This is a genomic window from Frigoribacterium sp. CFBP 13605, from assembly GCF_014839405.1.
Classification (GTDB): Bacteria; Actinomycetota; Actinomycetes; order Actinomycetales; family Microbacteriaceae; genus Frigoribacterium.
In genome coordinates this window covers 1-5013 of record NZ_JACYNS010000144.1, presented here as the reverse complement: position 1 = coordinate 5013, position 5013 = coordinate 1, and the positions used below count along the sequence as shown (strand labels likewise).

The 5013-nt window shown below is 74.2% G+C and carries 5 protein-coding genes; 2 read left to right on the top strand and 3 right to left on the bottom strand.

Annotation, left to right across the window (positions count from 1 at the left end; genetic code table 11):
• Positions 1 to 975 (top strand): beta-galactosidase small subunit-related protein (locus IFT36_RS15065; RefSeq protein WP_463671335.1); only part of this gene is annotated, 975 nt, incomplete at its 5' end.
• A 31-nt stretch (positions 976 to 1006) separates the two neighbouring features.
• Here IFT36_RS15065 and IFT36_RS15060 read toward each other — a convergent pair.
• The 3 genes from IFT36_RS15060 to IFT36_RS15050 all read right to left on the bottom strand — a co-directional run bounded on the left by IFT36_RS15060 (position 1007) and on the right by IFT36_RS15050 (position 3930).
• A complete protein-coding gene (locus tag IFT36_RS15060) occupies positions 1007 to 1933 on the bottom strand; it encodes a MetQ/NlpA family ABC transporter substrate-binding protein (protein WP_192124347.1) in 927 nt (308 codons plus the stop codon).
• A 156-nt stretch (positions 1934 to 2089) separates the two neighbouring features.
• Positions 2090 to 2896, bottom strand: a complete 807-nt coding sequence (locus IFT36_RS15055; RefSeq protein ID WP_200413560.1) for a methionine ABC transporter permease — start codon at positions 2894 to 2896, stop codon at positions 2090 to 2092.
• Positions 2893 to 3930 carry a methionine ABC transporter ATP-binding protein gene (locus tag IFT36_RS15050; RefSeq protein WP_200413559.1) on the bottom strand — a complete coding sequence of 346 codons (1038 nt, stop codon included), beginning with the start codon at positions 3928 to 3930 and terminating at the stop codon, positions 2893 to 2895. Before IFT36_RS15050 ends, IFT36_RS15055 begins: the two co-directional genes overlap by 4 nt.
• Positions 3931 to 4197: 267 nt before the next feature.
• Between IFT36_RS15050 and IFT36_RS15045 the strand changes: the two genes are divergently transcribed.
• Positions 4198 to 4977: an SDR family NAD(P)-dependent oxidoreductase gene (locus IFT36_RS15045; protein WP_200413558.1), complete on the top strand. Its 780-nt coding sequence runs from the start codon at positions 4198 to 4200 to the stop codon at positions 4975 to 4977.
• Positions 4978 to 5013 lie beyond the last annotated feature (36 nt).

Here is a 5013-nt window from a genome sequence, read left to right as displayed (position 1 = left end):
GCCGGCCACGTGCTCGGGCGCGACCAGGCGCTCGTGGCGAGTCGCCCGGCGGCCCGCACCCGCGCCTCCGGGGCCTGGAGCGGTGACACGCTCGGTGCGCTCACCTTCGACGCCCGGGGCGCCCTGACCTCGTGGCACGGGCTGCCCGTGGCGGGGCCCCGTCTCGAACTGTGGCGGGCACCGACCGACAACGACCGCGGGGCCGGCCAGGGCTCGTACGAGCTCGCCGAACCCGAACTGACCCACGGTCGCGGGGCCGAGGAGACCCCGCCCTCGGCCGAGCGCTGGGTCGAGCGCGGCCTGCACCGGCTCGTGCACCGGGTGCTGTCGGTGTGCCGGTCCGACCACGGGCTCGAGCAGCGCGTGCGGGTGTCCGCCGCGCACACCGGCACCGGCGTCGACGTCACCTTCCGCTGGATGGCGACCGCCGACGGCGTGCTGCTGCGCACCGAGGCCGTGCCGTTCGGGCCGTGGGACTGCACCTGGCCGCGCGTCGGCGCCCGGTTCGACCTGCCGCTGTCGCTCGCGTCGTCGCCGGTCGACTGGCTCGGCACCGGGCCCGCCGAGTCGTACGCGGACAGCGCGGCGGCCGCCCGGGTGGGCCGGTTCACGTCGAGCGTCGACGGGCTCTCGGTCGAGTACGCCCGGCCGCAGGAGACCGGGCACCGCCCCGGGTTGCGGTCGCTGACGCTCGGGGGTCCGGGTGGCGTCGCTGCGTCGGCGGGGGGCCCGGTGCTGTCGGTGACGACCGTGCCCGACGGAGCGGGGCACCGGTGCGGGTTCCAGCTCGCGAGGCACACGGCACAGCAGGTCGCCCTCGCCGCGCACCCCCACGAGTTGCCCGAGCCCACGGCGCTGCACCTCTACCTCGACGACGCGCAGCACGGACTCGGCTCGCGGGCCTGCGGTCCCGACGTGTTGCCCCGTCATGCCCTGTGGCCCTCCGCTCGCGCCTGGGAGGTCGTGCTCGCCTGACCCGTCGGTGCGACCTACTCCGCGTCACGACCTACTCCGCGTCGAGCGGCAGCAGGATGCCCTTCACGCGAGGGTCGGTCGCGAGGAACTCCTGCACGGCCGGGTCCTGGAAGGCGGCGACGAGCTTCTTCACGGCGTCCTCGTCGGCGTAGTCGCTGCCGATGGTGAGCTGGCCGGCGAACTCGTCCGGTGCGGCGGGGGCGAAGATCTGCTGCTCGATCGGCACGCCGGCGGCGAGGTAGTACTCGGTGTAGCCGACGGCTGCGTCGAGGTCGGGCAGGGCCCGCGACTGCGCGGCGAAGTCGAGCAGGGTGAACTGCAGGTCCTTCGGGTTCGAGGCGATGTCGTCCTGGGTGGCGTGTGCCTTGTCGACGCCGTCCTTCAGCGTGATGAGGCCGGCGCGCTCGAGCACCCAGAGCCCCTGGGCCTCGTTGGCCGGGTCGGAGTACAGCGACACCGTGGCGCCGTCGGGCAGCTGGCCCGGATCGGTGTACTTCGACGACCAGAGGCCGAAGCCCCAGCGGAACACCGGCGTCGCCGCTTCCTCCCGGAAGTCCGGGTTCGAGGCGAGCACCTGGTCCAGCCACAGTTCGTGCTGGTACACCGTGCCGGCGATCTCGCCCTCGCTGACGGCCCGGTTGATCGTGTTGCTGTCGCTCAGGCCCGTGAAGGCGACGGTGATGCCGTACTTCGGGGCGACCTCGTCGGCGACGAACTGCACGAGGGCCTGCTCGGACGCGTTGCCCTCGGCGGTGGCGACGGTCAGCGTCGCCCCGGCCTCGGCGACGGCCGGCCCGGCGGGCGCGGTCAGGGGCACGACGATCGCGGCGGCGACGGCGACGACCGCCACCGCGCCTCCGGCGATCCAGGGCCAACGGCGGCGACGCCTCAGCTCGAAGCCGTGGTCGTCCGTGACGGTCGCGGTGCGGGGTGCAGGGGTGGGGGTGTTCTCGGGCATGGCTGTCCTTCGGGAGGGGCAGGCGGCGCCTGCGGGCGGGGGGAGGCGCGGTGCAGGACCGCAAGGGGGCAACGGGGAGGCGCGGTGCGGGACCGCAGAGGGGGACGAGGAGGCGCGGTGCAGGACCGCAAGGGGGACGAGGAGGCGCGGTGCGGCTCAGACCGCGGCGGCCACCGGGGGCAGGTCGGTCGCGTGGCGTCGCCACCAGCGGCGCCGGCGGACCGGCTCGGGGCTCGTGGCCCGCACGGCGAGGTCGCCGAGCTGTTGGACGGCCGCGACCGTCGCGACGAGCAACACGATCGTGACGATCATCACGGTGTGGTCGAAGCGCTGGTAGCCGTAGGTGACGGCGACGTAGCCGATGCCGCCGGCGCCGATGGTGCCGGCGATGGCCGAGTACTCGATCATCGCGATCGTGTTGATCGTGAGGCCCCCGATCAGGCCGGGCAGCGCCTCGGACAGCTGTGCGGTGCGGACGATCTGCAGGCGGGACGCCCCGCTCGCGGTCGCCACGCGCACCCGATCGCTCGGGACGCTCCGCAGGGAGTTCTCGACGATGCGGGTGAAGAAGGCGATGCCGGCGATCGACATCGGCACCACCGCGGCCGCGATGCCGATGTTGGTGCCGGTCACGAACCGGGTGAACGGGACGATCGACGCCATCAGGATCAAGAACGGCAGCGAGCGTCCGATGCTGATGACGGCGCTGAGCACCGTGTGCACCGGCGCGTTCGGCACGAGGCCCGCGGGGCCGAGGTTGTGCACCAGGGCCCCGAGCGGCACCCCGACCAGCACGACGATCGCCATCACGATGCCGACCATCACGAACGTGTCGCCGAGTGCCGGGAGCACCAGGGCGGGGATCTGCGCCCACGGCACGGAGTTGTCGTACGCGGTCGACGGGCTCGTGCCCGACGCGAGGACGGTCGTCGCGATCGGCGCGACGGTGCTGACGACGGTCATCGGACGAGCTCCTGTTCGGGCGTGAGCGTGGACGTGGGCGTGGGCGCCGGGGACGGGTCGAGGGAGCGGGCGGTGAGCCCGAGTGCGGCGGCGACCCCGGGCAGGCGCGAGGCGACCGCCTCGGGGACGGCGACGGTCGCGTGCCCGACGGTCGCGCCTCCCAGGGTCTCGATCGAGGCTCCGAGCAGCGACACGGGCGACCCCAGGGCCGATCCGAGCGTGGTCGGCCAGTCGGTCGGCACGTCGGCCGAGACGTAGTCGAGCCGCCAGGTGCGGCAGCCGTCGGGGGCGCCGGCCGCCGGTCGGGTCGGTCGCAGCGCCGCACCGAGCGCCGACGCGGGGTCGCGCAGCAGGTCGAGCACGCGACCCCGTTCGACGATGCGTCCGTGGTCGAGGCGGGCGACGGTGTCGGCGATCTGCAGCACGGTGTCCATCTCGTGGGTGACGAACAGGATCGACAGGCCGAGGTCGTCACGCAACTCGCGCAGCAGGTCGACGATCGAGGTGGTCGAGGCGGGGTCGAGGCCCGACGTCGCCTCGTCCGAGAGCAGCACGGTCGGCCGCAGGGCCAGCGCCCGGGCGATGCCGACGCGCTGGCGTTGGCCGCCCGAGAGCTCGTGCGGCCGGGCGTCGGCACGGTGGCCGAGCCCCACGCGGTCGAGCAGCTCGGCGACTCGACGCCTCGTCTCGGCCTTCGTCACGCCCAGGTACTCGAGCGGCAGGGCCACGTTCTGTGCGGCGGTCCGACGGCCGAAGAGACCGTCCGACTGGAACACCGTGCCGATCCGACGGCGGGCGACCCGCAGGTCGCGCTCGCCGAGCCGGGTCAGGTCGTCGCCGTTGACGACGACCGAGCCCGAGGTCGGTCGTTCGAGCAGCGTCACGCACTGGGCCAAGGTGCTCTTGCCGGCGCCGCTCGGGCCGACCACGGCGGCGATCTCGCCGGTGTCGACCCGGAAGTCGACGCGGTCGAGGACGGTCGTGCGGTGCGATCCGGTCTCGTAGACCTTCGTCAGCTGCTCGAGGCTGATCATGGGGGCTCCAGGGTGTCGGCTGAGGTGGTGGGTTCGGGGTGTCGCCGAGCATAAGGAGGCGCGGGTCGCGTTCGCGAGGACGTGTCACGTCATGCGTCGCCGCGTGACGCCGTGTGTCGCACCGCCCCGCCGCGGGGCCCGGCTGCGGGGCCCGGCTGCGGGGGCCGGCCGCACCACGATCGCGTGGTCGAACCAGCCCCCCGGGTGGTTCGACGACGCGAGCGTGGTGCGACCTCCTCCGACGGCGGGCGCGGCAGGATGGGCGACATGCCCGCACCCACCACGTCCCTGCCCACCGCACTCGTCACCGGCGCCTCCGGCGGCATCGGCGCGGAGTTCGCCCGGCGGCTCGCCCCCGACCACGACGTGGTGATCGTGGCGCGCAGCGGCGACCGTCTCGAGCAGGTGAGGGCCGAGCTCGTGGCGACCCGCGCCTCCGGGTCGTTCACGGCCGTGGTCGCCGACCTGTCGACGCCCGACGGGGTCGAGACCGTGCTGGCCGCCGTCGGCGACCGCGCGATCGACGTGCTGGTGAACAACGCCGGCGTCGGCTCCCACGGGGCGTTCGTCGAGTCCGACCTCGCCGCCGTCCAGGCGCAGGTGCACCTCAACTGCTCGCAGGTGGTCGCGCTGACGCGCGCGCTGCTGCCGGGCATGGTCGAGCGACGCCGCGGCACGGTGGTCAACGTCGCCTCGACCGCGGCTTTCCAGCCGATCCCGACGATGGCGGTCTACGGGGCGACCAAGTCGTTCGTGCTCTCGTTCAGCGAGGCGGTGCACGCCGAGGTGCGGGGGTCGGGCGTCACCGTCACGGCCCTCTGCCCGGGGGCGACCGAGACCGGCTTCTTCGCCGCGACCGGCAGCGACTTCCTTACGAGCGGTCGCCAGACCCCCGAGCAGGTCGTCACCGCGGCGCTGCGGGCCGTGCGTCGTCGCCGTGCCGTCGTGGTCAGCGGGCTCGGCAACGCGATCGGTGCCCAGGCGCACCGGTTCCTGCCCCGGCGGCTCGTGACCGCGGCCTCGGCCCTGATCGTGCGCGAGCGCTAGGAGCCGGGCGCGATCGCGGGCCGGGCCACCGGGCCG